The following is a 23,044-nucleotide window of genomic DNA, read 5'->3' on the forward strand; positions in this document are numbered from 1 at the left end:
TCCCGGTCGCTATGCTCGACGCGTGACGAAGCGGTCCTACGGGCAGTTCTGCGGCCTCGCGAAGGCACTCGACATCGTGGGTGAGCGGTGGACGATGCTGATCGTCAGGGACCTGGCCCTCGGCCCCCAGCGGTACACCGACCTGCTCGCGGGGCTCCCGGGCATCGGGACCGGGCTGCTCGCCCAGCGGCTCCACGCCCTCGAGGAGGCGGGCCTCGCCCGTCGCGGCGAGCTCCCGGCGCCGGCGAGCGTTCCGGTGTGGGAGCTGACCGACGAGGGACGTGAGCTGGCCGACGCCCTGCTGCCCCTCTCGGTGTGGGGGGCGAAGCGCCTGGGGCGGCGTCGCCGCGGGGAGCTCTTCCGGGGAGACTGGCTGCTGCGCACCCTGTGGGCGAACTTCTCCCCGGACGCGGCGCGCGGGGTACGCGACGTCTACGAGTTCCGCGTGGAGGGGGAGACGGTCCACGTGGTGGTGGACGACGCCACGATGGACGTCCGACGAGGTCCGGCTCCCGTACCGCCGGACCTCGTCGTGACGACCGATATCGCCACCCTCCTCGACGTGGGCGTCGGACGGCTCGACCCCCGGGAGGCGCGCGCCTCCGGCCGGACCATCGTCGACGGCCCGCCGGAGGTCCTTCGTCGCTGCATGGAGATCCTCGGCCCCCGGAGGACGGAGGTCGCGGGGAGCCGGCCTCAGCGCGGGCGGTAGACGTTCACGGTCTCGTCGAGAGCGAGGACCGACGGGTCGCCTCGCCCGGTGGCGGCGAGCACGAAGGCCAGCGGGTCGCCTTCCACGCGCCGCCCCCCGCCGTTGATCGTCACCTCGTCGAGACCGTCGAGCGCGAGCGTGGCCGGACCCCAGCCCTCGCCGGCGAGGATGTCCGAGACGTGGACGACCGACGCCTTCAACCCGTCGTCCAGCCGCTCCGGCATCCCGAGGGCGTGACGGATGTCCAGCTCGTGGACGAACGCGTCGTACCAGAGGGCCTCGACGCCTACGCCGATCGAAGAGGCGACGCCGCCGGGGGCGGGGGCCGCCCAGGTGCGGTCGTCCAGGCTCTGCATCATCGGGCGGGCGATGTCCCGGGCCTTGGCGAGCTCGTCCGCGACCTCCTGCGGCGAGCGGTCGCGGCGGGCCGCGACGAGGCGGTCGATCGCGTCGGGGGCGGCGAGGTCCCCGGCCCGGCCCTCGACCACCTCGGTCATCGTGCCGGCGACGTGGGAGGCGATATCGCGGATCGTCCACCCGTCGCACCGGGTGGGCGTCTCCCACTGCTCGTCGCTCAGGGACCTGACGAGCGACTCGAACTCTCCGAGCTGGGCGTCGAGGCCGGCTACGACCTCCTCGCGCGGAAGCGGCATCGCATCCTCCTGGGTCGGTGGCTTCTACTTCCTGATTCTGAAGTATCGACAACCGGGAAGTAAAGCCCTGCTAGCCGCGGTGCTCCGGGAGGAGGCAGGCCCCGCCCTCCGAGAACCCCTGAGCCCCCACGCCGAGCCCCCGGTTGAACCGGGACAGGAGGTTCTCGGTGGCGATCGTCGCGGTCAGCTCGACCAGCTGGCGTTCGTCGAGTTGCGCCCGGAGCTCCGCGAACAGATCGTCGGGCACGTCAGCGGGCGACCGGCTGAGGGCTTCCGCGTAGCGGAGCACGGCCCGCTCGAGGGGGGAGAAGGCCTCGCTCGCCGGATCCCCCACGGCGAGCAGCTTCTCCTCACTGAGGCCGGTCGCCCTGACCAGGGCGGAACCGAAATCCAGTCACCAGGGGCATCCCACGATCGTGGACACCTTCGCCCGGGCGAGCTCGCGCAGGTCGAACGGGACGGACCGCGATCTCAGGAGCGCGCGTTCCAGCAGGCCGTACGCCTGCATGACCGACGGAGAGTGGGCGAGGAGCTTGTAGGGCTCCAGCACCTCGTCGCGTCCCATCAGCTTGCGGGTGACGCGCCGCCCGATCAGGTACGTGGCCTTCACGAGCAGCGGGGCTCCCTTGGGCTCGACGCCTCTGATCCTGGCCATGGTCTCCTCCCGGACCCAGCGTAGCTCGCCCCGTTTGGCTCGAGCCACGCCTGGGCACACGTCACCCATGCCCGACGCCGGCGCGCCCCCGGAGCAGAGCCCCGACCGTACCCCCGGCATCGGGAGCACCGACGACCCTCCGGTCCCGCCGGCCACCGCGTCCTCGCCGCTCGAGCTGTCCGGTCCGGACTGGAGGCAGACCCTCAAGCGGACCGTCCAGCAGATCGTGGAGGACAGGGTCACGATCGTGGCGGCCGGGATGGCCTTCTACTGGTTCTTGGCCGTCTTCCCCGCGATGCTCGCGCTCGTCGGGCTGTCGGGCCTGGTGGGAGCCGCCCGGGGGACCGCCTCGTTCGTCGACGAGTCGCTGCGGGCGGTGCTCCCGGGGGACGCGGCCGAGGTCCTGACGGGAGCCCTGGGCGACCCTTCCGAGGACACCGGGAAGGCGTCCGCTCTCGCCGTCGCCATCGGACTCGTGGTCGCGTTGTGGTCGGCCTCCACCGGGATGGTCGCGATGCAGCTCGGCCTGGACATCGCCTACGACGTGCCGTTGAGCCGGACCTTCCTGGGGAAGAGGGTCCGGGCACTCGCCCTCATGGTCGCCACGCTCGTCCTGGGCGGTATCGCGACCGCGCTCATGGTGTTCGGACAGCCGCTGAGCGACTGGTTGTGGGAGCGGGTCGCGTTCGGACCCGTGATCGGCATCGCCTGGCACGTCTTCCGCTGGGTGGCTGCGATCGGGGCGGTGACGTTGCTGTTCGCCGTCTTCTACTACGTCGCTCCGAACCGTCCCTCCCCGAGGTGGCAGTGGGTGAGCCCGGGCGGGGTCATCGCCACGCTCGTGTGGGTCGCGGCGTCCGCCACCTTCTCGCTGTACGTCCGCAACTTCGCGAGCTACGCGCAGACGTACGGGTCGCTCGCGGGGGTGGTCGTCCTGATCCTCTGGCTGTTCATCACGGCGCTGGCCGTGCTCGTGGGCGGGGAGATCAACGCGGAGCTGGAGCGCCAGAGCGCGATCAGGTCCGGCGAGACCAGCGATCCCGCGGCGGACGCGAGCGACGCTCAGCCGGCCTCCTGATCCTCCACCACCTCTACGGCCCCGTCCGGCGCCGGATCCTCCTGCTCCTCGACCTCGTCGGGGCGTCCGGTGACCGCGTCCTCCTCCCGGCCGAGGTCGGCCGACCGCTCGATGCGGTCGACCACGTTGTCCATCGACGTGCCGGCGGCCTCCTCCACCTGCTCCCCGCGCTCGCTCAGGTCGTCACCCCTCCTCGCCATCGGGACCTCCCTGGTCCTGCACCGCGGTGACCCCGCGCCCGTCCCCACCCTCGGCAACCTGCCCGTCGGCCGGCATCTCGTGGCTGCGCTCGATCGTGTCCGGCGTGCCGCCGTCCTGCTGCATCTGCTCGTCGACCGCGTCGGACGCCTCGTCGAGCTTGGCGTCCAGCTCCTCGGCGGCCGGGCTCTCGTTCCCTCTCTCCATCTGACACCTCCGTGGTCTCGCGGGAGCCATACCCCGTCTCCGTGCGCGACGATCCTCCCGGGTGTTCACTTGGACGATGCTCCGGCTCGTCGGCCTGCTCACCGCCCTGGTCATCACGGCATGCACTCAGGCCCGAACCCCGTCGCGCCCGACCGCGAACCCCTCTCCCACGGTCGTGGCCGGTCCGGCCACCACGGCCCCCGAGCCGTCGGTGGCCCCGGAGCCGACCCCTCGCCGGACCATCGCCCCCGACCGCTTGACCTTCGCGGTGATCGGCGACTTCGGGACCGGCGACGACCCGCAGCTGCGGATCGCGTCGGCTCTGCGCGCACGGAGGTCCGGGCTCGACGCGCTCGTGACCACGGGGGACAACATCTACCCCGACGGGCACCCAAGGAGGTTCGAACGGGCGTGGCACGGTCCGTACGGATGGGTGGAGGAGGCCGGGCTCGAGGTGGTCGCATCGCTCGGCAACCACGATGTCCAGACGGACGGCGGCCGCCCGGTGATGCAGCTGATGGGGATGCCCGCCCGGTGGTACGAGCGCGAGCTCGGACCCGTCCGGTTCTTGGTCCTGGACGCGAACCGCCCGCACGACCCCGAGCAGCTGCGCCACCTGCGCGCGGCGCTCGCCGCGCCGTCAGCCGCCTGGACCGTCCTCGTCTTCCACCAGCCGGTTCACAGCTGCGGACGCCACGGGAGCACGCCGGCCCTGCGCGCTGCGTGGGAGCCCGTGATACGGGAGGGCGGGGCGGACCTGGTCCTGAACGGGCACGACCACAACTACCAGCGTTTCGCGCCGATCGACGGTGTGCCCTACGTGGTGACCGGGGGCGGCGGAGCCGGCCTCTACCCGGTCGGCGGGTGTCCCGAGGGAACCCCGGCCCCGGAGGCCGCAGCCGTGACCCACCACTACCTGTGGGTGACGGCGACGCCCGGGTCGCTGGAGCTGGAGGCGGTCGACGCGAGCGGGTCCGTCTTCGACAGCTGGACCCGCTCGCGTGAACGCGCGGCCGCCTGACGTCAGGGAGCCGACCAGATCAGGGTGCCGGGCCGGTACGCGGCCGCGGAGCCCTGGAACCATTCCTCGACGAGCTCGAGCCGCGCCGCGACGATCTCGGCCGACCCGTCGCCCGTCAGGTCGTCCCCGTAGAAACCTAGGACCATCTTGCCGGGCTCCCGCGGCGCTTCCCACAGCGGGGTGAAATCCGTGCCGCGGCGGATGCTGATCCCATCCGCCGTCGTGAGTCCCGCGTCCTCCGTGCCGTCCCCGTCGGCGTCCGCGCCTATCGGAACGGGGAGACCGTCGCCCGGCGCGAGCTGGTGGGTCCATAGCGGCAGGCCGCCCCGGCCGTTGAGCATCCGCACGAGCACGTCCGCTCCTTCTTCGGTGAAGACCACGTCCGCCACGAGCGGATCCCAGATCCCGTCGCCGGTCACGTCGTGCACGCAGACGCAGAACATGACCCAGGCTCCCTCGGAGGCCACGTAGTGGACCGGCCCCCAGATCGTCTCCCCGGTCGCCCCGGACCACGCCGTCAGGACCGAGCCGCCCTCGGGCGTGTTCACCTGGATCAGGTCCGTCCCGCCGTCGCCGTCGATGTCGCCGGCGAGGTCGATGTAACCCACGTCCGGACGCGACCACAGCTCGGCTCCCGTGCGCCCGTCGTACGCGATCCGCGATGGACCCCCGTCGTGGAAGGTCTGGAGGGCGATGTCGGGGGAGCCGTCGCCGGTGAGGTCGCCGACGGACGAGTAGACCTGCCCGCTGGGGATCCGCCTCGCCCACCACGGGGTGCCGGCGACCGAGACGGCGGCCAGGGCCCCCGTGTCCCAGGATCGACCCGACATCGTGAACACATCGGCGAGTCCGTCTCCCGACACATCCCCGGCCGGGACGGCCCAGGGCAGCGCGTCCACCCCGGCCGCCGCGACGCGGCCGACCTCGAGCCCGGTCGACCCCTCGAGTGTCCGGCCCACGAACAGGTCGGAGTCGGTCACCAGCGTGGAGCTGTCGATGAAGGCGCCGTTCATGGTCCCGACCCACACGTCCGGACGGCCGTCCCCGGTGGCGTCCGGCATGACGCGGAGGCTGGCCACGAACTGGACGTCGCTGCCCACTCCACCCAGGTCCGACCAGGACCGCAGGTCGGCTCCACCGAGCGTGGTAGTCCACCGCGCCGCGCCGTCCGACCCGTCCAAGAGCGAGACCCGCTGCACGAGCGCGCGCGGCCCGTCGGCGACGGGCGTCCATTCGTAGGACACGGCCAGCACCTCAGCCTCACCGTCGTCATCGAGGTCGACCGCGGTCGCGAACGGGGCCCCTGCCTTCGCCCACAACGTGGCGCCATCGGTCCCGCGGAGGGCGACGAGCCTGGGCGAATCGCCTCGCCATTCGAAGGCCAGGGCGTCGTTCGCGCCGTCCCCGTCGAGGTCCCCCGCGCGGTACGGGAAGACGAAGTCCGGCGAGGGGAGCCCGGCGTCGGCGGCCAGCACCCGCGCCTGGAGGCGGACGAGCTCCGCCCGGCTCGAGATCCGTCCGCGGGACGCCGCGAGCTCGGCCAGCGCGGGGCTAGCGGTGTCCCGCCACTGCGGGGAGGCCACGGACGGCATGGAGCGCCCATCCGGTAGAGGTGGGGCGACGAAGGACCGAGCCGGCGCAGGCGTCCCGACCGCCAGCGCCATCCCGAGCAGGAGCGGAACGAACCTACGCAGCGACGGCATATGCCACCCCTTTCGACGGTCGCGATAACCCCCGGTTGGAGGGTTCTGCGGCGTGGGTTGTCCCCCTCCCCACCTGCGTGACAAGTTAGTGTCATGAGACGAAGCCACCAGAGGGGCGAGCGATGGGTGTGTTCGAGGCCGTCGGTCTGAGCGAGCTGGAGGAGCAGGTGTACGCCGCGATGGTCGAGAGGCCCCGGACGACCCTGCGTGAGCTCGCCAAGGCTTCGGGGCTCCCGACCGGACAGCTCCAGCGTGCCCTGCTGCAGCTGCGCGACAAGGGGTTCGTGACCGAGACCGCTACCAGGCCGCCGGAGTACGTCGCCGCGCCTCCCGAGTCGGCGGTCGAGGTACTCGTACATCGAAGAGAGGAAGAGCTGCACCGGGCGAGGGTGGCCGCGGCCGAGCTCGCTCAGCGGCACCGCGCCGCCTTCGAGCGCGCCCGGACCGGCGACCTGCTCGAGATCCTCACCGGACCGGAGGCCAGCGCGCAGCGGTTCCGGCAGTTCCACGCGGCGGCCCGGGAGGAGGTCCTGGTGATCGACCGCCCGCCGTACGCGGTGCATCCTCGACCGTCGGACGAGGGGGCGTCGGACCGCGACCTAGTGGAGCGGGGGGTGAGGCTGCGTGCGATCTACTCGCGGGAGGCGGTCGAGATGCCCGGCCGGCTCCCGGTCATCCTCGCCGGCGTGGCCGCGGGAGCGGAGGCACGGGTCCTGGCCGACGTCGCCACGAAGCTGGTGATCGTGGACCGCCGGGTCGGGCTCATCCCGCTCAACCTGCAGACCCTCGGTGTGGAGGACGCCGTCGTCGTCCATGCGTCGTTCCTCCTCCACGCCCTGGTGATGCTGTTCGAGTCGCTCTGGGAGAAGGCGGTCCCCCTGTCGGCGCCGTCGGGTCCGCCCGGTCCGGACGGCGACCGGTCCGGCGACGAGGTCCTCCGCCTCCTCGCGGCCGGGCTGAAGGACGAGAGCATCGCTCGTGCCCTGGGGATGTCCCGGAGCACGGTGGCTCGCCGGGTGCGGGAGCTGATGGACGAGCTGGGAGCCAAGACCCGGTTCCAGGCCGGCTCGCTGGCCCAGCAGCAGGGGAGGCTCGGCTAGCTCACCGCTTGCGCGTGCGCGGGCCCCGTCGCGACGAGGACCCCGCCCGCCGCTTGCGTCCCTGGGCCGCCTGGCCTTCGGGCGCGGGCTCGTCCGCTGCGGCCTTGGGGGTGGCGGCGCGGACGAGGTAATCGCCCGTCTCCTCGTCCCACGTCATCTCGACCAGCCCCCGGGTCTGCGCGGCCTTCACGAACTGCAGGAAACCTCCGTACCCGAACCGCTTCTCGCTGAAGCGGGGCTTGCGCTTGCGCATCTCGTTCTTGAGCCCGGCCAGCGGCGGGGGGGCGGACCCGTTCGCGGCGATCTCGGAGACCACCTCCCGCAGGAGATCGAACGACTCCTGCTCGGCGGGCGTCGTCCGGGCCAGGTCGACCTGGGGGTCGCCCTTCGCCGGTCCGTCGGTCACCTGGAGCACCTTGCGCTCGGCTAGGTCCTGCAGGAGCTCGCCGAAGCTGCGGAACCCGTACTCCGACTCGTCGAAGGTCGGGTCCTTACGCAGGAGCGTCCGCTTCAGGTGGGAGCCGAGGACCGTGTCCGACGATCGCTTCAGCCCGGCCAGGGTCCGCGTTATCCGGACATCGAGGTCCTCCGGCTCCATCCTCTTGGCCGGCTGCTCGTCCGGTTCCGCTTTCGCCGCCTTCTCGGGCTGCCGGCCGCGGTGACGGCGCCTCGGCTGGACGCCCGCGAGGCGGTCGTAGAACAGGAACTCATCGCACGCGGGCGGGAGCAGGTTCGAGGTGGAGCCCTCTATCCCGATCCCGAGCACCTTGCGGTTGTGCTCGCGAAGCTTGTGGACGAGCGGCGTGAAGTCACTGTCCCCCGTGCAGATCACGAACGTCGAGATGTACGCGCGTTCGCTGGACAGCTCCATCGCGTCCACGGCCAGCTTGATGTCGGCCGCGTTCTTCCGGGCCATCCCCATCTTCTGCGGGATCTCGATCAGCTCGATGTGGTGTCGGGTCAGGTCGCGCCGGTCGTCGGAGAAGTAGGACCAGTCGGCGTAGGCGCGCCGCACGACGACCCGCCCCCGCTCGGCGAGGGCGTCCGCGATGGGACCGAAGTCGAACGTCTGCTGCCCGAGGTGCTCCCGGGCGCCGATGGCGAGGTTCTCGTAGTCGATGAATAGAGCGATGCGTTCTTCGTCCATCCCGACACGCTACCCGTTGCCGCTACCGCGACGACACGCCCTGGACCGCCTCCCGGCGTGGGCGTACGCTTCGGCCGTGAGCGTGCGCGGTCGGGTGGGCGTGGTCGCGGGGTTGGGTGCGGTCCTCTTCGTCGTCTCGATGGTCGGGGGTGCCGTGAACGCCGGCGGGCCCCCTCACGGCTCCACCGCGGCGTGGAACGGATGGGGCGAGGTCGCCACCTGGTCGGCCTACATGGTCGTCGCGCTCCTCGTCGGGCTCCTCGTGATGGTGCGCCACCCCGGCAACGCCACCGGACCCGTGGCCGCCGCGGGCGGCGTCGCCGGGCTCCTGGCTCTGGCGGCGGACCAGTGGGCCGGGTACGCCCTGGTCGTCGCGCCGGGAGCGGTCCCCGGAGGGCTCGCCGCCCGCCTGGTCTCGCACCTGGCATTCGTCGGCTGCTGGGGGTTGCTCGCGGTGGTCCTCCCGGCCGTGTTCCCCACTGGGAGGCTGCTGTCGCGGCGTTGGGCGGTTCCGATATGGGTCGGCGTCGCGGGATGCTTCGCGTTCGGGCTCCTCGTCCTGCAGTCGGACGCCTTCACCGATGACGGCCTCCTGGGAAACCTCCCAGGGATGCGGAACCCGCTCGCGCCGCCTTCCATCCGGGGGTTGGTCGCCGCCCTGACTGGGTTCGGCATCTTCGCGATCTTCGGTGGGATGCTCGCCTCGGTCGCCTCCCTCTTGATGCGGGCGACGCGGGGGTCCTCGCGTGAGCGGGCACAGGTGCGCGTCGTCGCCTTCGCCGCTGCCTTGGCGGCGTTCGGAGGGATCGCGCTCGCCAACCTCATGAACGCACTCGACCCGGGATCCCTACCCCACGGGATCGTCTCGGCCTCTTCAGCGGCGCTGGGTCTGGTGGTCCCCGCCTCGCTCGGTGTGGCGATCCTCAGGAGACGCGTCTACGACATCGACCGGCTTATCAGCCGCACGGTGCTGTACGCGCTGCTCTCGTCCGGGCTCGCGGGAGCCTACGCGCTCGTCGTGTTCTCGGTCACGGCGATCGTCGGGGTCGGGGGTAGCGAGAGCGACCTGGGGGTGGCGGTGGGCACCCTCGTGGTCGCGGCGCTGTTCCGGCCCGTCCGGGCCCGCCTCCAGTCGTTCGTCGACCGTCGCTTCAACCGGAGCCGGTACGACGCCGCCCGGACGATCGAGTCGTTCGGCGCCCGACTGCGCGAGGACGCCGACGTGGAGGTGGTGCGGGCCGCGCTCCTCGACACCGTCACCCGGACGATGCAGCCTGCGATCGCCTCCCTCTGGCTCCCGGCTCCCGACGCGGAGCGGCACGGACGGGCCTCGGCGATCGCCCCGGGGACGGGCACCGGCGGCGCGGACCGCTAACGCCTGCGGACGGACCGGCCCGCGTGGCGCGCTCCGCCGGACCGCCGGCTGTGAACCCCCCGGCCCGCGTCTGCGCCGGCGCACCGGGCCACATGTGGCCGCTTCCGCCGGACCACGCTCGACCCACGGCCCTCCTCGCGCGTGCGCCGGCGCGTCCGGCCGCAGCCGCCCCCGATCCCCCGTCCGGGCGTGACGCCGTCGCCGGCTCCCGGCTCCCGCTTGTGAACGGATGCACGACCTGGACGGATTTGGCCAACCTCGATAGGATTTAGAAGCGACCGGGAGCCGCCCACGGCGTGACCGGGCGGCGGCGCCGGCTCCCCTACCACCACCGAGGTGCCATGACCGCGACGACCACCTACACCGATCCGCAGTGGGTCTCCGACCTGCGGCGACGAGCCGCCGAGGCCCGGGACCAGGCCGTCTACCCGTCCGGGCGGGAGGAACACTGGCGTTTCACCGACGTGTCCTTGCTCCGCCCGGAGCTCTACGACGCGACGCCCGCCGAGAGCGACCGCACCACGACCCCAGGGAAGGCGACCTCCGCGCTCGAGCTGTCCGGGCTCCAGTCGGCGGGTCGCGCGATCCACACCGACGCGTCGCTCGCCGAGCTCACGCTCTCAGACGAGGCGATGTCCAAGGGCGTCGTCTTCAAGCCGCTCGGCGAGGCCGTCCAGACGCATGCCGACGTCCTCGAGCCGCGGCTCGGCTCCCTGGTCGGCGCCAGCGACACCTTCACGTCCTGGTCGCTCGCCGACTGGCGCGGCGGGATGTTCCTGTACGTCCCCCGCGGGGTCTCGCTCACGGACCCGATCCAGGCCCTGCACTGGATCGACGCGGCGGGCACGGTGGTCCAGCCCCGGACCGTCGTCGTCGTGGAGGAGGACGCTCGCGTCGTCTTCAACGACCTATACGCCTCCAACGACCTGGACCGTCCCACGCTCGCCATGCCCACCGTCGAGCTGTTCGTGGGGCGGGGGGCCAACGTCGGCTGGGTCACCTGGCAGGACTGGGGATCGGGCGTCCGGCACCTGGCGCACGTGAAGGCGCAGCTCGACCGGGACGCGACCCTCAACACGCTGCTCGTGACGCTCGGCGGCGACTTCAGCCGGACGACGAAGGAGTGCGTCCTGGCCGGCGAGGGAGCCGAGAGCTACATGTACGGTCTGTACTTCCCGCACGGCGAGCAGCGCTTCGAGCACTGGACGGTCCAGGACCACGCGAGTCCCAACACGACGTCCGACCTGCTGTACAAGGGCGCGCTGACCGACACCTCGCAGGCCGTCTACTACGGGACGATCGTCGTCCGGCCGGGCTCGGCCAAGACGAACGCCTACCAGGCCAACCGGAACCTGACCCTGTCTCCGAGGGCGCGCGCGCTCACGAACCCGCAGCTCGAGATCCAGAACAACGACGTCCGGTGCACGCACGGCGCCACCGTCGGACAGATCGACGAGGACCACCTCTTCTACATCCAGAGCCGCGGCGTCCCCCGCGACGAGGCGGAGCGACTCGTCGTGTTCGGGTTCTTCAACGAGGTGCTCGAGCGCGTCACGTGGTCGGGCATGCACGAGCGGCTCGCCGAGGCGATCCGTCACAAGATGCTGGGAGCCGACCTGTGAGCGAGTGGGTGCGTGTCGCCTCGGTCCAAGACATCCCGGACGACGAGGCCTTCCAGGTGAAGGCGGGCGGCGACCTGATCGCGCTCGTCCGCTACGAGGGCGAGCTCTACGCCGTCTCGGACATCTGCACGCACGAGTACACGCACCTGTCCGACGGGTTCATCGACGGACCGTGCATCGAGTGCCCGTTGCACGGGGCGATGTTCGACGTCCGGACCGGCGAGGTGAAGGCGCTGCCCGCCACGAAGCCCCTCCGGACGTTCCCGGCCAAGATCGACGGCGACGACGTCTACATCCAGATAGGAGACCCCGCATGAGCCTTCTCGAGATCCATGACCTGCACGTGACCGTCGAGGACAAGCCCATCCTCCGCGGCGTCGACCTCGTGGTGGACGAGGGCAAGGTCCACGCGTTGATGGGTCCGAACGGGTCGGGGAAGTCGACGCTGGCGAGCGTCCTGATGGGCCATCCCGCCTTCGAGATCACGGGCGGACGGATCGTCTTCAAGGGTGAGGACATCACCGAGGACTCCCCGGAGGACCGCGCTGCCAAGGGGGTCTTCCTGGCCTTCCAGTACCCGGTCGAGGTCCCGGGGGTGTCGGTCTCGAACTTCCTACGCACCTCGATCAACGCCGTGCGCGGCACCGACGTCCCCATACGGGAGTTCATGCAGCAGCTGCGTGAGGCCATGGAGCTGCTCGGCATGGACCCCGACTTCGCGAAGCGCAGCATCAACGAGGGGTTCTCCGGGGGAGAGAAGAAGCGCAACGAGATCCTGCAGCTGGCGCTGCTCCGCCCCGCCCTCGCGATCCTGGACGAGACCGACTCCGGTCTGGACATCGACGCGCTGCGGATCGTGTCCGAGGCCGTGAACAAGGTGAAGGGTCCGGACATGGGGATCCTGATCATCACCCACTACACCCGGATCCTGAACTACATCACCCCCGACGTCGTGCACATCCTGCTCGGCGGTCGGGTGGTGCGGACGGGAGGTCCGGAGCTCGCCCACCACCTCGAGGAGGCCGGGTACGAGGCGATCCGCGCGGAGTACGGTATCGACACGGACGAAGCGGTGACGGAGAAGGCACAGGGATGACCCTGGACGTGGCGAGGGTCCGCTCAGACTTCCCGGTCCTCGGCCGGGAGGTCAACGGGCGTCCGCTCGTCTACCTCGACTCGGCCGCGACCTCTCAGAAGCCGCGGTCGGTCATCGACGCGATGACCGAGTACTACGAGCGGTACAACTCCAACGCCCACCGGGGCCTGCACGCGCTGGCCGCGGAGGCCACCGTCGCCTACGAGGCCGCCCGGGACAAGATCGCCCGGTTCGTCGGGGCTCCCGACGCGCGCGGGGTCGTCTTCACACGGAACACGACCGAGGCCATCAACCTCGTGTCCTACGCGTGGGCCCGGCGCCGGCTCGGCCCGGGCGACGAGATCCTCGCCTCGGTGATGGAGCACCACTCCAACCTCGTCCCGTGGCAGCTCGCCGCGGCCGATACCGGGGCGACGGTGCGCTACATCCCCGTCACCGACGGCGGCGAGCTCGACCTGTCCGACCTCGGGAGCCTGGTGACCGATCGCACGAAGTTGGTCGCGGTGAGCGGTATGTCCAACGTCTTGGGCACGATCAACGACCTGGGCCCCCTGGTCGAGGCGGCGCGCGCGGTCGGGGCGCTCGTCCTCGTCGACGGGGCGCAGCTCGTCATGCACACCCCTGTCGCGTTCACGGAGCTCGGCGCCGACCTACTCGCCTTCTCGGCCCACAAGATGCTCGGCCCCACGGGGATCGGGTGCCTCGTGGCCCGTCCGGAGCTCCTGGAGAGCATGGACCCGTTCCTGGGCGGCGGCGAGATGATCTCCGACGTGACGCTCGAGGGTTCGACGTGGGCGGACATCCCGTTCAAGTTCGAGGCGGGGACCCAGGCGATAGCCGAGGCCGTCGGGTTCGGCGCAGCGGTCGACTACCTGACCCAGCTCGGCATGGAGGCGGTCCGCGACCACGAGGTCGAGCTGTCCCGGTACGCGCTGAAGGAGCTCGGCTCGGTCGAGGGCGTCGTCGTGTACGGACCGCGGGAATCGGAGCGACGGGGCGCCGTGTTCTCATTCAACGTGTACGACGACCGCGGAGAGCTGATCCACCCCCACGACGTGGCCACGATGCTCGACCAGGACGGGATAGCGGTGCGGGCCGGACATCACTGCGCCCGGCCGCTCATGCGGCGTCTGGACGTGCCGGCCACGAACCGCGCGTCGTGCTACGTCTACAACTCGGAGAGCGACATAGACGCGCTCGTCGAGTCCATCGAGCGCACGAAGCGCTTCTTCATCGGAGGTTGAGGTGTCGGCCGAGGACCTGTACCGAGAGATCATCCTGGACCACTACCGGTCGCCGAGGAACAAGCGGCGAGGGGTGGAGGGCGCCATCGACGTGAAGCACGACAACCCGCTGTGCGGCGACGAGCTGCACCTGGCCGTGGACGTGCGCAACGGCGAGCTGTCCGACGTCGCCTTCGACGGCCGGGGGTGCTCCATCTCCCAGGCCTCGGCGTCGATGATGACGGAGGCCGTCCGCGGGAGGTCCGTCTCCGACGCCCTGGGCATCGCGGAGACGGTTCGGCTCATGATGCACGGCGAGTCGCCCTCCGACGACCTCGGCGACCTGATGGCGCTCGAGGGCGTGGCCCGGTTCCCGGTTCGCGTGAAGTGCGCCCTGCTCGCGTGGATGGCGCTGAAGGACGCGCTTGGACGCGTCGACGGACGGGGGGCCCCCGCATGAGCGAGGTGCAGATCCGAGAGGAAGAGGTCTGGGAGGCGCTGACCGCCGTCACCGACCCAGAGATCGGAGTCGACCTCGTGAACCTCGGCCTGATCTACGGCGTCGAGTCGGACGGCTCCCACGTGAAGGTGCGGATGACGCTCACCTCGATGGGTTGCCCGGCCACGGGGCTGCTGGAGTTCCAGGTGAAGGAGGCGGTGGGGACGGTCGACGGGGTCGAGAACGTCACCGTCGAGTTCACGTTCGAGCCCGCCTGGACCCCCGACCGGATGACGGAGGAAGGCCGGGACATGATGGCCGCGATGGGCTTCTGGTGAGCCCGTCGTGCGCGCCCTCCTCGTCCTGACGCTCGTCGCCCTGCTCCCCGCGTGCGGGGCCGACGGGTGCGAGATCCCGGTCCTGGTCGTCGAGCCGTCCGAGGTGCGGACGGGCGAAGAGGTGGAGGTCCGTCCGGACGGGTCCCTCTCCCCCTGCCACGACGAGCGGACGGACACGCTCTTCCGCCCGGTCCCGGCGGACACGTTCGAGCTGCACGTGATGCTCGTCCCCGTCCGGACCCGGACCGACGGCACGACGCTGCGCGAGGGGGAGCCGGTCACCTGGGGGACGGTCGGCTACGACGAGGAGATCGGCGACTTCACGTTCAAGCGGCCGCTACCGAACGGGCTCCCCCCGGGCGACTACAACGTGTACCTGCACGAGCAGCCGGAGTCGAGCGGGAAGCTGCGGATACCGCTCTCGGGCCCGGGTTAGCCGGCGAACCGCTCGGGCGCCTTGGGCGACTCCCGGAACCGTTCGACGAACCGCTCGGCGGCGTCGAGGGAGTCCTCGTCGACCACGCGGCACGTCTGCAGGCGGCCCCATGCCGTCAACGCGAGCTGGACGCCGCGCTCCAGCTCGGGGTACGGGGCGACGACCACCTTGTCCTCGTCGCCGAACCGGTCGTCCAGCGCCTCGGCCCTGTCCTCGGGGAGGTCCGGTCGGTACCAGATCACGATGTACCCGTGCTCCAGGGAGTGGACGGCTTGCACGACGGTCTGCGGTCCGGAGTAGTTCGCCTGAGGGGGCACGGTCTTCGGGAAGGGCTCGGTGTAGAAGCCGGCCGGTGTCCAGGCGGCCCAGTGGGGGCCGTGCGTCGGCGGCGAGGTCTCGTACTCGGGGTAGGCGGCCCCCGCGCTGAGGTGCTTGCGGTCGTCCTGCGTGGTTCGGAACTCCCGCAGGTCCGTGCATCCCGCCGCGGCCGCCAGCCGGTTGAACTCCTGCATCGCCCGACGGCTGTTGATCGAGCGCCACGCGAAGAGGCCGACGAGCACGAGCACGACCAGCGACGCGATCCCATACAGCTTCATCCGGCGCCGGCGCTCCGCCTTGCGGCGGCGCTCCTGCTGCGCCTGTCGGCGGTTCCGCCTCTCGGCGGACGCCGAGCTCTCCGCGGGCGGGGACGGCGCGTCGTCGGACGGGGGGGCGGCCACGGCCGGACGGTGCCCGGACGGCGGCCGCGCGGGCGGCCGCTTGCGCTTCCCCTTGCCCTTCTTCTTCTTGGCCATCGAGGGACCAGGATACGCAAACGGGCGTCGATACACTCGACTCAACGTGACGAGATCGTGGCGCCCCTGGGCGGTCCTCCTTTCCATCAGCTCGGGTCTGCTGCTGGCCGCGGCCGGCGACCCCCTGGGGTTGGCGCCCGTCGCCTGGGTGGCCCTGGCCCCGCTGTACGTGGCGATCATGAAGGAGCGTCGCCGCAGGTGGAGCGCGCTCTACGGCTTCGTAGCCGGGGTGGCGTACTTCTCCATCCATCTCAGCTGGATCTTCCTGTTCGGCTGGATGGCGTTCGTGGCCCTCGTGGCGGTGATGTCCTCCTGGTGGGCGCTCGCCGGTGTCCTGACGGGGGTGGTGCGGCGGCTCCCGCTCGCGCCGGTCCTGGCCGCGGGGATCTTCTCAACCGCCGAGCTGCTGCGCGACCGCGTCCCCTGGGGAGGGTTCGGGTGGGGGACCCCCGGCCTCTCGCAGGTCGCGGTGCCGGTCGTGCGTGGCCTGGCCCCGGCGGTCGGGGCCACCGGGCTCACCTTCCTGGTCGCGTTCGCGGGGGCGGTCCTCGCCGACCGCCTCCTCACCCGTCACCTGCCCTGGGCCAGCCTCATGCTCGTCTCGGCCGTGCTGGTGCTCTTCATAGGCGTCGACGCGCTGCGGTACGGATCGCCGGATGCGGGGGAGCCCGTCCGGGTGGCCGTCGTCCAGGGCAACGTGCCGCGTCCCGTTCTGCCGTCCTGGTCCGAACAGAGGGAGGCGGTGGTCCGCGGGCACGAGGAGCTGACCCGGACGCTCGTCGGACGCGCCGACGTCGACCTCGTGGTTTGGGGCGAGGACGCCATCGGCGAGGTCGTGACCGACGGGCTGGACCGTGCCTCCGCGCTGGCCCGGACCCTCGGCACGCCGATGGTGGTGGGGCGGTCCGAGGTCGTGCCCGAACGCAACGGCTTCTACAACGTCATGGATCACATCGACGCCTCCGGCCGCGTGGTGGACACCTACGCCAAGCGGCACCCGGTCCCGTTCGGCGAGTTCGTCCCGCTCGGGTTCCTGCGGCGGTTCGTGACCACGCTCGACCAGGTCCCCTACGACATGCTGCGCGGCGAGGAGTGGGTCGTGTTCGACGTGCGGACGCGATCGGGGAGAGTCGGCGTCGCCACCCCGATCTGCTTCGAGTCGGTCTTCGCCCGCGACGTGCGGGCTCTCGCTCGGAGGGGGGCCGAGGTGATGGTGTACTCGACGAACGACTCCTCGTTCGAGCGCACCTTCGCCTCTGAGCAGCACCTGACGCATGTCCGGATGCGGGCGGCGGAGCTGAGGCAGTGGGGTGTGCAGGCCGCCATCTCGGGGCATAGCGCGCTGGTCGACCCCAACGGTGTGGTGATCGAGCGGTCCCCCCTCTTCGTCCCGACCGTGGTCGAGGGCGTCGTGCAGGCGCGCGCGGCGTCCTCGCTGTACGCGCGGGTGGGAGACCTGTTCGCGTGGGGGTGGACGGCCGGGTCGGGGCTCGCGCTCGCCCTGTACGCGCTGGTCCTGGCTCGGGGGCGACGGCCCGTCGAGCAGGTCGAGGACCGCACCCAGCCGATGGCGCCGGTCGAGGGATAGCCCTGCGATAGATTCGGCTCATGCGCGTCGCCATAGGTTCGGACGAACGGACCCCGACCACGGATGCCGTGATCGAGGCGCTGCGGGAGCGTGGCCTGGAGCTCGAGCTCCACGGACCGATCGCTCCGGGCGACGACAGGCAGTGGGCGGAGGTATCGGAGACCGTCGCGCGGGCGGTGTCCGAGGGCCGGGCCGAGCAGGGCATCCTGTTCTGCTGGACGGGCACGGGGTGCTCGATCGCGGCCAACAAGGTCCCAGGGGTGAGGGCGGCGCTGTGCACCGACGCGGAGACCGCGCGCGGGGCCCGCCGCTGGAACGACGCGAACGTGCTCGCCATGAGTCTCCGGCTCGCGACCCCCATCCTCGCCCGGGAGATCGTCGATGCGTGGCTCCAGACCCGGGAGGTCGACCCCGATGAGGTCCCCAACATCGACCGGGTCCGACGGCTGGAGGAGGGAGCGTGAGCCAGCAGGCGGTCGACGCCGGGTTCAACGCCGTCCAGCAGAGGCGCGACGGCGCGGTCGTCTGGTCGAAGCGCGAGCACCGCTACCTCATCTTCTGGCTCACGGTCCACCCGAACGGCGTGGCCGAGTTGACGTGGGAGCTGGCGCTGGGGGAGTACTTCGTCGAGAAGGGGTTCACCTTCTCGGCCCAGGACGAGCTGTCCCTCTTCGTCTTCCCCACGACGGAGATCACGGGGACGATGGACGACGGGTGGCTCCAGAGGAGCATGGACCAGGTGACGGACCGGCTGCGCGGGATCGACCTGGCGCGCGGCGTGTAGAGGACAGGAGGGACGATGGCTGAGATCAAGGTCGGAGACCGCGTTTCGATCGATCCCCGCAAGGTGGGACAGGTGCGCCGGATCGGGACGGTGACGACGATCTCCCAGGGGATCTCAGGGGCCCGGTACACGGTGGCGTGGGACGCCGGGGGCTCATCGGTGTTCGCCCCGGGAGGAGGCAACCTGACCGTGGAGAGGTCGGGCTCCCGCAAGAGGTCGGCGGCGCCGAAGACGGCCGCGAAGAGGACGGGAGCCGCCAAGCAGACCACGAAGACGAAGACGACGAAGACGACGAAGACGACGAAGACGACGAACAAGAAGAAGGCCTCCAAGCGTTGATCCGCGTCGTCGCGTTCGCGCTGGCGCTCGTGCTCGCCGGTTGCTCGACCGACGAGCCGGCCCCGACCCCCCGAACGAGCGGCCAGCCGGGGCCGACCGAGGAGGTCTCTGAGCCCTCCCCCCCGGGGGAGCGGCCCGCTCCCCGGCTCGTCATCGGCTCGCCGGCCGAAGGCGAGGAGGTGACCCTGCCGATGCTGGTCGCCTACTCCGTCGAAGGCTTCGACGTCGGTCCGGGTGCTGGGTACCTCTCGGTCCGGCCGGGGCGGGGCGATCCCGTCCGGGTCGAGCTCGACGGACCCTCGGGCGAGGTGTCCATCGAGGATCTCCCGGAGGGGTCGTACGACCTGTCCTTCGCGCTCGCCCGCCGCGACGGCGTCGAGGTCGCCCACGCGGTCGTCCGGAGGGTGACGGTGGTTCAGCGGGGAGCGGGCGGCGGCGGGATAGGGTACTGACGATGGAGGCGACGCTGGCCGCGGCCACGCAGCTGCGCGTACTGGTGCGGTCCTCGGGGGTGGAGGGTGTCCCCGGGGTGCGCGTCCGACGGGCACAGGCGCGCGGTCCGGACGATCTCGAGCTGGTGGTCGAGGATCGCCGGGAGCCGGGCGACGAGGTCCTCGAGTCGCGGGGGATCCGGTTCTACATGGACGCCGCGACGGCCGCCGAGCTGCGGAACACGACGCTGGACCTGTCCGGGCGCGCCTTCGTGTTCACAGAGGCCTAGGCCCCGGGTCCCCCCTCCAACTCGGGGGGGTCGTCGCCCTCGAGCTCCTTGCGGCGCCGCTTCTCCTCCTCCCAGCGGCGCAGCGCCTCCTGCCGGCGGAGCTCGTAGACCTCGGCGTCGACGCTGCGCAGGAAGTCCGGGTCGGTGTCGGGTGCGCGCATCGGCGGGGCCGACGGATGCGCGCGCGGGAGGTTCGGGTCGGAGAAGGAGGCGTTCTCGGGCCGCCCGAGCAGCAGCCACGCGATCGGCCCGATGGGGGGGAACAGGAGGACGAGCAGGAGCCAGACGAGCTTGGGCAGCTCCCGGACCGCCGGGTCCGGTGATCGGATCACGTCGAACACGCAGTAGGCGGACAGCGCCACGAGCAGCAACCCGCCGAGCCTGAACATCAACATGGTCGACCTCCGCTCCGATCGTACCGCCTCATCCGCTCGACGAGGTCGGGCAGGGGGAGCTCGGCGAGGGACGTGACCACCAGGTCGGCCCGGTCGAGAGGGAGGTCGCGCGTGAGGGCGTGCGGGACCGCCACGCAGAACATGCCGGCGTCCTTCGCCGCCCTGATGCCGTTAGGCGAGTCCTCGACGGCGACCGCCTCCGCCGGGTCCACGCCCAGCCCCTCCGCCGCCGAGAGGTACAGGGCGGGGTCGGGCTTCACCACATCGACGTCCTCACGGCACCGCACCAGCGCGAAGCGGTCCTCGATCGCCAGGCGACGGAGGAACCCTTCCACCCACTCCCTCGGCGACGACGACGCGATCGCGACCGGGATGCCCAGGGAGTCGGCGTCGTCGAGCCACGCGCGGACCCCGTCCAGGATCTCGAGCCTCGCGATCAGCTCGTCCTGGCGTCGGCGTCTCATCCGGTCGATCGGCTCCCACTCGAGCGGACGACCGAGCGCCTGCTCGAGGTAGGACCGCTCGTCGAACGCGCCGTGCGTCCCGATGTTCTGCGTCCACGCGTCGAGCGGTAGCTCCACGCCGTGCTCGGAGTACACGTGCGACCACGACCGGAGGACCACGTCCTCGGTGTCCACCACGACCCCGTCGAAGTCGAATACGACCGCTCGAACCGCCATGTGCCATCCTGACACGGGGAGAAGATGACGAAGGTCGCGTGCATAGGGGCGGGTTCGTGGGGGACGACGGTCGCCGGGCTGATCGTGTCCAACGGCGTCGATGCGCTCCTGTGGTGCCGCCGACCCGAGCTGGCCGAGCAGATCAACTCGCTGCACATCAACGAGGACTACCTGCCCGGGCTGCGGCTCCCGGACGGCCTGCGCGCCTCGGCCGATATAGAGGAGGTCGCGAGCGGCGCCGACGTCATCGTGATGGGGGTGCCCTCTCACGGGTGGAGGACGACCCTCGCTCAGATCCGCCCCCACCTCCGGGGGGTCGACGCGGTGGTCAGCTTGACGAAGGGTCTCGAGGAGGACCGCAACGTCCGGATGAGCCAGGTGCTCGCCGAGGAGTGCCCGGACCTCCCGCCCGACCGGTACGCGATCCTGTCCGGACCGAACATCGCCCGGGAGATCGCGCGCCGGGAGCCGGCGGCGGCGGTCCTGGCATGCGCCGACCAGGACCGCGCCGAGCGCCTCCAGCGCATCTTCCATCAGCCCTACTTCCGGACGTACACCAACACCGACGTGGTCGGGTCGGAGCTGGGGGGCGCGATCAAGAACATCGTCGCGATCGCCGCCGGCATGGTCGACACGATGGGGTTCGGGGACAACGCCCGGGCCGCGCTGATGACGCGGGGTCTAGCCGAGCTGACCCGGCTGGGGGTGAAGCTCGGCGGGCAGCCCCTCACCTTCTCCGGCCTCGCCGGCGTGGGGGACATGATCGTGACGTGCATCTCGAAGTACTCCCGCAACCGCCGGGTCGGCAAGGAGCTCGGCAAGGGACGCAAGATCGCCGATATCACCGCCGAGATGAAGATGGTGGCGGAGGGGGTGAAGACGTCTCGCCCGATCCTGGAGCTGGGACGTCAGGTCGACGCGTGGATGCCGATCACCGAGGGCGTGGTGTCGGTGCTCTACGAAGGGGTCACGCCGCAGCAGATGGTCGTGGACATGCTCTCCCGGCCCCCCATCCCCGAGACGTTCGGCATCGACGGCGCCTAGGCCCGGGCCACCATGTGGAGGCGCTGGGAGCCGAGCTCGAAGGGCTCCCCGTCCAGCGTCGCGTACCCGGTCCACGACGTGAACCCCGCCTCGCTGAGGAGCTCGGTCAGCTCCCGGTACGTGTAGAGCCGGATGGACAGGCGGTCCGTACGCGTGTGGCCGGCGGTGACGAACGTCCACTCGGACTCGATCCGCCCCGACGCGTGGTCCCACTCCGCCTCCTGGACGAGGAGCGTGTCGCCGGACCTATCCCATCTCCGGGGCTCGAACCGCGGCAGCAGGGACTCGACGACGTGCGTGTCGATCAGCATCCGACCCCCGTCTCGCAGGGCCCGTCGGACCGCGGCTAGGAACGCGAAGTTCCCGTCGTCATCGAAGTAGCCGAACGACCCCCAGAAGCAGACGGCCGCGTCGAAGGCGTCCGTCCACGGGAGGTCTCGCATGTCGCGTCTCTCCCAGGTGACCTCGGACGGATGCGCCCTCGCCAGGGAGAGGAATCGCTCGGACCGGTCCACCCCGGTCACGCGGTGTCCGCGGGTGGCGAGCTCGACCGAGTGTCGCCCCGTCCCGCACGGGACATCCAGGACGTCGGCGGGGGCGTCCAGCTCGCACAGCCTCTCGATCGCGTCGACCTGGCTCCGCGTCTGCTCGGGCGTCCACATCTGGGGCTGCACGTCGCGCCAGGCCCCGTCGAAGAACGACTCGTACCAGTCCATCCGGTCAGGGTAGATCGCGGCGCCGGGGAGCGGCGTTCTGGCACGATGTCGGCATGCCACGGACCGAGGCGCTGCGCGACGCGCTCGCTCGCATGCGCCCACGCCACCTCGAGGACCTGAGGCGCCTCATCTCGGTCCCGAGCGTCTCGGCCCAGGGGACCGGCATCGACGAAGCGGTCGAGGTGGTGGTGGACCTGCTGCGGGAGCGAGGTCTCACGGCGGAGGTTCACCCCACGCCCGGGTTCCCGATCGTCACGGCGCACGGGGGAGCCGCCGACGCGCCGACGCTGCTGTTCTACGAGCACTACGACGTCCAGCCGCCCGAGCCCATCGACGCCTGGACGTCCCCGCCCTTCGAGCTCACGGAGCGCGACGGCAAGCTCTTCGGCCGCGGGGTGGCCGATACGAAGGGGCACCTGGTCTGCCGGCTCGCCGCGATCGACGCCGCCCGGGAGATCCATGGCGACGACCGGATCGGGTACAGGTTCGTGGTCGAGGGCGAGGAGGAGATCGGGAGCCCCAACCTCGACGCCTTCATCGAGGCGAACGCGGACCGGCTGCGGGCCGACGGGTGCATCTGGGAGTTCGGCGGCGTCGACCACGACGGGAGCCCGGTGATCTCTCTCGGTCTGAAGGGCATCGTATCCCTGGAGCTGCACGCCACCGGCCCCTCGTACGACGCGCACTCGTCGCTCGGGGCCGTGATCGACAACCCGCTCTACCGGATCAGCGCGGCGATCGCCTCCCTGCGCGACCAGACCGGGCGCGTCACCGTGGACGGCTTCTACGACGACGTGGTCCCGTTGACCGACCTCGAGCGCGCCGTGCTCGAGCGGTCCCCGGACCAGGCAGCCCTCATCAGCTCCATGTACGGCGTAGACGGGCTGCTGGGGTCCACGTCGGGCCCCGACCTCGTCCGTCGGCTGGAGGCTGCACCGTGCCTCAACGTGAACGGCATCTGGGGCGGGTACACGGGGAGG

Annotated in this window: 31 protein-coding genes; 20 read left to right on the forward strand and 11 right to left on the reverse strand. The window is 71.2% G+C overall.

Going from position 1 to position 23,044, the window contains the following annotated elements:
* Positions 1-22: 22 nt before the first annotated feature.
* Entirely contained in the window at positions 23-712 is a 690-nt protein-coding gene (locus VM840_01320; protein HVL80215.1) for a winged helix-turn-helix transcriptional regulator, read from the forward strand.
* Here the strand turns inward: VM840_01320 and VM840_01325 are convergent.
* The 3 genes from VM840_01325 to VM840_01335 all read right to left on the reverse strand — a co-directional run bounded on the left by VM840_01325 (position 697) and on the right by VM840_01335 (position 2,020).
* Complete coding sequence (locus tag VM840_01325; protein HVL80216.1) at positions 697-1,365, reverse strand: maleylpyruvate isomerase family mycothiol-dependent enzyme; 669 nt, start codon at positions 1,363-1,365, stop codon at positions 697-699. The two genes, VM840_01320 and VM840_01325, sit on opposite strands and share 16 nt — an antisense overlap.
* A 70-nt stretch (positions 1,366-1,435) precedes the next feature.
* On the reverse strand, positions 1,436-1,699 hold the full coding sequence (locus VM840_01330; GenBank protein HVL80217.1) for a hypothetical protein: 264 nt from the start codon (positions 1,697-1,699) through the stop codon (positions 1,436-1,438).
* Between the two features lie 60 nt (positions 1,700-1,759).
* Complete coding sequence (locus VM840_01335; GenBank protein HVL80218.1) at positions 1,760-2,020, reverse strand: hypothetical protein; 261 nt, start codon at positions 2,018-2,020, stop codon at positions 1,760-1,762.
* A 67-nt stretch (positions 2,021-2,087) separates the two neighbouring features.
* Here VM840_01335 and VM840_01340 point away from each other — a divergent pair, with 67 nt between their 5' ends.
* Positions 2,088-3,098 (forward strand): YihY/virulence factor BrkB family protein, encoded by a 1,011-nt coding sequence (locus tag VM840_01340; GenBank protein HVL80219.1) that lies wholly within the window; start codon positions 2,088-2,090, stop codon positions 3,096-3,098.
* Here the strand turns inward: VM840_01340 and VM840_01345 are convergent.
* Complete coding sequence (locus tag VM840_01345) at positions 3,083-3,298, reverse strand: hypothetical protein (protein ID HVL80220.1); 216 nt, start codon at positions 3,296-3,298, stop codon at positions 3,083-3,085. The genes VM840_01340 and VM840_01345 overlap by 16 nt on opposite strands.
* Positions 3,282-3,503 (reverse strand): hypothetical protein, encoded by a 222-nt coding sequence (locus tag VM840_01350; protein HVL80221.1) that lies wholly within the window; start codon positions 3,501-3,503, stop codon positions 3,282-3,284. The genes VM840_01345 and VM840_01350 overlap by 17 nt, the downstream gene beginning before the upstream one ends.
* 76 nt (positions 3,504-3,579) lie before the next feature.
* On the opposite strand from VM840_01350, the gene VM840_01355 reads away from it, so the two are divergent.
* On the forward strand, positions 3,580-4,524 hold the full coding sequence (locus VM840_01355; GenBank protein ID HVL80222.1) for a metallophosphoesterase: 945 nt from the start codon (positions 3,580-3,582) through the stop codon (positions 4,522-4,524).
* Between the two features lie 2 nt (positions 4,525-4,526).
* Here the strand turns inward: VM840_01355 and VM840_01360 are convergent, their stop codons facing one another.
* The gene (locus VM840_01360; GenBank protein ID HVL80223.1) at positions 4,527-6,116 is read right to left on the reverse strand and encodes a hypothetical protein; all 1,590 of its coding nucleotides are present in this window, start codon (positions 6,114-6,116) and stop codon (positions 4,527-4,529) included.
* Positions 6,117-6,349: 233 nt separating this feature from the next.
* Here VM840_01360 and VM840_01365 point away from each other — a divergent pair, with 233 nt between their 5' ends.
* Positions 6,350-7,327, forward strand: a complete 978-nt coding sequence (locus VM840_01365; protein HVL80224.1) for a helix-turn-helix domain-containing protein — start codon at positions 6,350-6,352, stop codon at positions 7,325-7,327.
* 1 nt (position 7,328) lies between these two features.
* Here the strand turns inward: VM840_01365 and VM840_01370 are convergent, their stop codons facing one another.
* Positions 7,329-8,474, reverse strand: coding sequence for an NYN domain-containing protein (locus tag VM840_01370; GenBank protein HVL80225.1), 1,146 nt, complete (start codon positions 8,472-8,474; stop codon positions 7,329-7,331).
* Between the two features lie 76 nt (positions 8,475-8,550).
* Between VM840_01370 and VM840_01375 the strand changes: the two genes are divergently transcribed.
* The 8 genes from VM840_01375 to VM840_01410 all read left to right on the forward strand — a co-directional run bounded on the left by VM840_01375 (position 8,551) and on the right by VM840_01410 (position 15,003).
* Positions 8,551-9,849, forward strand: a complete 1,299-nt coding sequence (locus VM840_01375) for a hypothetical protein (protein HVL80226.1) — start codon at positions 8,551-8,553, stop codon at positions 9,847-9,849.
* Positions 9,850-10,190: 341 nt separating this feature from the next.
* Positions 10,191-11,471, forward strand: a complete 1,281-nt coding sequence (gene sufD / locus VM840_01380; GenBank protein ID HVL80227.1) for a Fe-S cluster assembly protein SufD — start codon at positions 10,191-10,193, stop codon at positions 11,469-11,471.
* Positions 11,468-11,788, forward strand: coding sequence for a non-heme iron oxygenase ferredoxin subunit (locus tag VM840_01385; GenBank protein ID HVL80228.1), 321 nt, complete (start codon positions 11,468-11,470; stop codon positions 11,786-11,788). Before sufD ends, VM840_01385 begins: the two co-directional genes overlap by 4 nt.
* On the forward strand, positions 11,785-12,567 hold the full coding sequence (gene sufC / locus VM840_01390; protein HVL80229.1) for a Fe-S cluster assembly ATPase SufC: 783 nt from the start codon (positions 11,785-11,787) through the stop codon (positions 12,565-12,567). Before VM840_01385 ends, sufC begins: the two co-directional genes overlap by 4 nt.
* Positions 12,564-13,811 carry a cysteine desulfurase gene (locus tag VM840_01395; GenBank protein ID HVL80230.1) on the forward strand — a complete coding sequence of 416 codons (1,248 nt, stop codon included), beginning with the start codon at positions 12,564-12,566 and terminating at the stop codon, positions 13,809-13,811. The genes sufC and VM840_01395 overlap by 4 nt, the downstream gene beginning before the upstream one ends.
* 1 nt (position 13,812) lies before the next feature.
* Complete coding sequence (locus VM840_01400; protein HVL80231.1) at positions 13,813-14,250, forward strand: SUF system NifU family Fe-S cluster assembly protein; 438 nt, start codon at positions 13,813-13,815, stop codon at positions 14,248-14,250.
* A complete protein-coding gene (locus tag VM840_01405) occupies positions 14,247-14,567 on the forward strand; it encodes a metal-sulfur cluster assembly factor (GenBank protein ID HVL80232.1) in 321 nt (106 codons plus the stop codon). Before VM840_01400 ends, VM840_01405 begins: the two co-directional genes overlap by 4 nt.
* Positions 14,568-14,574: 7 nt before the next feature.
* The gene (locus tag VM840_01410) at positions 14,575-15,003 is read left to right on the forward strand and encodes a hypothetical protein (GenBank protein HVL80233.1); all 429 of its coding nucleotides are present in this window, start codon (positions 14,575-14,577) and stop codon (positions 15,001-15,003) included.
* Here VM840_01410 and VM840_01415 read toward each other — a convergent pair.
* Complete coding sequence (locus tag VM840_01415) at positions 15,000-15,797, reverse strand: DUF3105 domain-containing protein (GenBank protein ID HVL80234.1); 798 nt, start codon at positions 15,795-15,797, stop codon at positions 15,000-15,002. The genes VM840_01410 and VM840_01415 overlap by 4 nt on opposite strands.
* A gap of 46 nt (positions 15,798-15,843) precedes the next feature.
* Here VM840_01415 and lnt point away from each other — a divergent pair, with 46 nt between their 5' ends.
* Genes lnt through VM840_01445 form a run of 6 tightly spaced genes read left to right on the forward strand, consistent with a single transcriptional unit; the run spans position 15,844 to position 19,229 of the window.
* Complete coding sequence (gene lnt / locus VM840_01420; protein HVL80235.1) at positions 15,844-17,385, forward strand: apolipoprotein N-acyltransferase; 1,542 nt, start codon at positions 15,844-15,846, stop codon at positions 17,383-17,385.
* Between the two features lie 20 nt (positions 17,386-17,405).
* Entirely contained in the window at positions 17,406-17,849 is a 444-nt protein-coding gene (locus tag VM840_01425; protein ID HVL80236.1) for an RpiB/LacA/LacB family sugar-phosphate isomerase, read from the forward strand.
* The gene (locus VM840_01430) at positions 17,846-18,169 is read left to right on the forward strand and encodes a hypothetical protein (protein HVL80237.1); all 324 of its coding nucleotides are present in this window, start codon (positions 17,846-17,848) and stop codon (positions 18,167-18,169) included. The genes VM840_01425 and VM840_01430 overlap by 4 nt, the downstream gene beginning before the upstream one ends.
* A 15-nt stretch (positions 18,170-18,184) precedes the next feature.
* Positions 18,185-18,508, forward strand: coding sequence for a DUF1918 domain-containing protein (locus VM840_01435; protein ID HVL80238.1), 324 nt, complete (start codon positions 18,185-18,187; stop codon positions 18,506-18,508).
* Positions 18,505-18,960: a hypothetical protein gene (locus VM840_01440; protein HVL80239.1), complete on the forward strand. Its 456-nt coding sequence runs from the start codon at positions 18,505-18,507 to the stop codon at positions 18,958-18,960. The genes VM840_01435 and VM840_01440 overlap by 4 nt, the downstream gene beginning before the upstream one ends.
* Positions 18,961-18,962: 2 nt before the next feature.
* Positions 18,963-19,229: a hypothetical protein gene (locus tag VM840_01445; protein ID HVL80240.1), complete on the forward strand. Its 267-nt coding sequence runs from the start codon at positions 18,963-18,965 to the stop codon at positions 19,227-19,229.
* Here VM840_01445 and VM840_01450 read toward each other — a convergent pair.
* Both VM840_01450 and VM840_01455 read right to left on the reverse strand, forming a co-directional pair.
* Positions 19,226-19,624, reverse strand: a complete 399-nt coding sequence (locus VM840_01450) for a PLDc N-terminal domain-containing protein (protein ID HVL80241.1) — start codon at positions 19,622-19,624, stop codon at positions 19,226-19,228. The two genes, VM840_01445 and VM840_01450, sit on opposite strands and share 4 nt — an antisense overlap.
* The gene (locus tag VM840_01455) at positions 19,618-20,304 is read right to left on the reverse strand and encodes an HAD-IA family hydrolase (GenBank protein ID HVL80242.1); all 687 of its coding nucleotides are present in this window, start codon (positions 20,302-20,304) and stop codon (positions 19,618-19,620) included. The genes VM840_01450 and VM840_01455 overlap by 7 nt, the downstream gene beginning before the upstream one ends.
* A 24-nt stretch (positions 20,305-20,328) precedes the next feature.
* Here VM840_01455 and VM840_01460 point away from each other — a divergent pair, with 24 nt between their 5' ends.
* Positions 20,329-21,348 carry an NAD(P)H-dependent glycerol-3-phosphate dehydrogenase gene (locus VM840_01460; protein ID HVL80243.1) on the forward strand — a complete coding sequence of 340 codons (1,020 nt, stop codon included), beginning with the start codon at positions 20,329-20,331 and terminating at the stop codon, positions 21,346-21,348.
* Here the strand turns inward: VM840_01460 and VM840_01465 are convergent.
* Positions 21,345-22,064, reverse strand: coding sequence for a class I SAM-dependent methyltransferase (locus tag VM840_01465; GenBank protein HVL80244.1), 720 nt, complete (start codon positions 22,062-22,064; stop codon positions 21,345-21,347). The two genes, VM840_01460 and VM840_01465, sit on opposite strands and share 4 nt — an antisense overlap.
* Before the next feature lie 53 nt (positions 22,065-22,117).
* On the opposite strand from VM840_01465, the gene VM840_01470 reads away from it, so the two are divergent.
* On the forward strand, positions 22,118-23,044 hold a 927-nt coding region (locus VM840_01470), incomplete at its 3' end, for a M20/M25/M40 family metallo-hydrolase (protein ID HVL80245.1).

It is taken from the genome of Actinomycetota bacterium (genome assembly GCA_035540895.1).
Lineage (GTDB): Bacteria > Actinomycetota > JAICYB01 > JAICYB01 > JAICYB01 > DATLFR01.